Genomic DNA, 3,284 nt, shown 5'->3' on the forward strand with positions numbered 1-3,284 from the left:
CTATTGAGAATGAACTAATCTTAGTTACTGACAATGTTAAAGACTTTGAAAGGTTAGATGGAATCGAAATTGAAAATTGGTTTAGAACAGAAAAACGCAAAAAATAAACATGGGCTACTGCTAACAGGGTATATAAAAAATGGCTGGTTTTTAGGTTTGTGAAAGTGTCTTCTTCCAACTACTTTTGTTCTCAGGGAAAGCTTATCGGCTTCGAAGCCGCCACTTTCCATATACCCCGCCGTTAGCCGCAAGGTTTTGGGAACGCCCAGAAATACTAACAAACTTCTATTATTTGAAATTTGTAGTAACAAAAATGTTTTGGGTAATACTTAAAATTTACAGAGTAAACAAAAGATATGTATGTTCTAAGTACCGAAATGGTTCTAGTAAAAAACCCACAATTGTAATCTGAAGGGTGGAAAAAATTAAGATTTTTGAGTCAGGAAGTTGGTAAAAATATTCGAAATTGCACGAATAAAATTGAAAATAGATTGAAGCAAGAAGTGAAGACCAAAAAGTATTCCGACATAAGGAAAAAACTTGATTTCCAAGTCGAAAAACAGAATGAAAACGGGCTTGCACATCTAACTCATTATTTTCAGAATCACAAAAACGGGGTTTCACAGTACTTTCAACCGTCCGCAAAAATTTACCTTGAAAAACTTCACGAAAGCCTTAATATATCAGAAGACCCTGACTTCCAGTACTACCTTCCAATAAATTGGGATATACCATTTCCTCCACCATCTAATCCAAAATTCAAATTCATAGATTTATTTGCGGGAATTGGGGGAATTAGGTTAGCATATCAGAATTTAGGCGGTAAATGTGTTTTTACAAGTGAGTGGGATAAGTATTCAAAGAAAACCTATGAGGCAAATTTTGGAGAGGTTCCATTTGGAGACATAACAAAAATATCGGAAAAGGAAATTCCTGACCATGATATTTTGTTAGCAGGGTTTCCTTGTCAACCATTTTCGATAGCTGGTGTTTCCAAAAAAAATGCATTAGGAAGATTACATGGATTTTTAGATGAAACCCAAGGAACTCTTTTCTTTGATGTTGCAAGAATTATTGAACACAAGAAGCCTAAGGCGTTTATGTTGGAGAATGTCAAGAATCTTGTTTCTCATGACAAAGGAAAAACCTTTAAAGTTATAAGAGAGACTTTGAAGGAACTAGATTATTCAATTTATTTCAAAGTGCTCGATGGCAAACATTTTGTTCCTCAGCATAGGGAAAGGATAATCATTGTTGGATTTAACAATCGAATTTTTGACTATAAAGAAAATTTTATGTTTCCAGAACTGGGTGAATCAAAATTTGCAATTAAAGACATCTTGGAAGAAAATGTTGATAGTAAGTATACATTATCTAACCACCTTTGGAATTACTTGCAGGAATATGCTAAAAAACATAAAGAAAAAGGAAATGGTTTTGGATACGGGTTGACTGATTTAAATGGCATTTCGAGAACTATGAGTGCAAGGTATTACAAGGATGGAGCTGAGATTCTAATTCCCCAACTTGAGAAATCACCTAGAAGATTAACCCCAAGAGAATGTGCCAGACTCCAAGGTTTTCCAGATACTTTCATTATTCCAGTTTCCGATAACCAAGCATATAAACAATTTGGAAATTCTGTAGTAACTCCATTAATTGAGTCCGTTGGAAAAAATATTGTAAAAGAAATTCTTTCAATAAATGAACCTACAAAATCTCAAATCTCTATTTAGCAGCCATGGTTGTCAGAAAGTATTTGTTAAGAAACTTTCACCTAATGATAACTCAAAAAATCAGGTTTATTTCGGTGGCAGCTTTGAGATTTTAAACATTCTCCCAATATCAGAAATTATAACAGAGGAAGCAGGGGATTGGAACAAGGAGCGTTTTAAAGCATCAATAAATTTTTCGTGGATTGGTGAAGATGGAAGTTTATTCCCGGCCCCAAATTCCCAATTAATTCTGTATCCAAAATACCCGGAGGTAAGGTTTTCAGGCTTCCTATCAAATTGTGAGAATCCTCCTTCTCATTTGATGACACAGAGACTTGCTGATAGATTACTTTTCTTCTCCGTTACTAAAAATGGTATTGTTCTAGGTTTCGTTTCATCGCCAGATTCGGAACTTACTAGAGAATTTGAAAAAGAACTATTTATTTCTGAGCACGGTGTTTTTAAAGTTATTGAGTTACCTGAATTAATAAATAATAGAGCGAAATTACTTAGCGAGTTACTTAGAATTAACCAATTGGGATGGATTAAGTCAAAAAGACTGGATGGAAATGGAAATCAGTTGCCATGTGAAGCGCCAAATTGCGGTGGATACACCTTAGAAGCAGAACTAGGTATCACTCCAAATGGTTATTCTGAGCCGGATTTCTTAGGTTGGGAGGTAAAACAATTTGGAGTTACAAATCTTACAAAGATTAGTTCTTCGGTTATCACATTAATGACTCCTGAACCAACAGATGGAATTTATAAGTCGGAAGGAACTGAAAGCTTTATCAGAAAATATGGGTATGAGGATAAAACTGGTAGAGAGGATAGATTAAATTTTGGCGGTATTCATAAAGCTGGAGTTAGAAATAATCTAACGAATTTGGAAATGCAGTTGATTGGTTTCGATAATGAAAGTGGTAAAATCAGAAACACAAATGGTCGGATTGCATTAGTAGATAAATTCAATAATGAGGCGGCCTCATGGAGTTTTTCCTCAATGCTAAAGCATTGGAACAGGAAACACAACCAAGCTTGTTACGTTCCTTCACTCTCAGAAACTGATAACGAAAGGAAATACAAATATGGCAACAATATTATCCTTGGTATTGGAACAGATTTTCAGCTTTTCTTACGTCAAATGGCAATTGGGAATATTTACTATGATCCAGGAATTAAAATGGAAAACGTTTCAAGCAAACCGAAAATAAAAAAGCGTAGTCAATTTAGAATCAAATCTCAAAACTTACCAAATTTATACAAGACAAATGAAATCGTTGATATAACAAAATAGACGAACATTTGGAATTAACCCTACGGCTAACAGCAGGCTCGCCTAATGCTAGTTTTTAGGTTTGGAAAGTAACTACTCACAACTTACTTTTGTTCATGCAGACACGTTTGAAGGCTTCGAGGTCGCACTAAGGCAAGCCTGCAACCGTTACAGGCTATAGAACCGCAACCGACATTTTCGAATATTTAAAAACTCCTTAAAATTCTGTCCTTAAAAAAACTATTCTGATTTCAAATTATTCAAAAAGTTTAAACTTTATTGAAAAAAAAGTG

The 3,284-nt window shown here is 34.6% G+C and carries 2 protein-coding genes; both read left to right on the top strand.

What is annotated here, in order from left to right:
* Positions 1 to 491 precede the first annotated feature (491 nt).
* Positions 492 to 1,736, top strand: coding sequence for a DNA (cytosine-5-)-methyltransferase (gene dcm / locus K1X82_15230; protein ID MBX7183463.1), 1,245 nt, complete (start codon positions 492 to 494; stop codon positions 1,734 to 1,736).
* On the top strand, positions 1,705 to 3,012 hold the full coding sequence (locus tag K1X82_15235; GenBank protein MBX7183464.1) for an MvaI/BcnI restriction endonuclease family protein: 1,308 nt from the start codon (positions 1,705 to 1,707) through the stop codon (positions 3,010 to 3,012). The genes dcm and K1X82_15235 overlap by 32 nt, the downstream gene beginning before the upstream one ends.
* The last annotated feature ends 272 nt before the right edge of the window (positions 3,013 to 3,284 follow it).

Source organism: Bacteroidia bacterium (assembly GCA_019695265.1).
Lineage (GTDB): Bacteria > Bacteroidota > Bacteroidia > JAIBAJ01 > JAIBAJ01 > JAIBAJ01.

What these genes read in the sequence shown, in the direction of transcription:
- K1X82_15235 (MBX7183464.1), top strand. Translation starts at nt 1,705, where the DNA reads ATGAACCTACAAAATCTCAAATCTCTATTTAGCAGCCATGGTTGTCAG.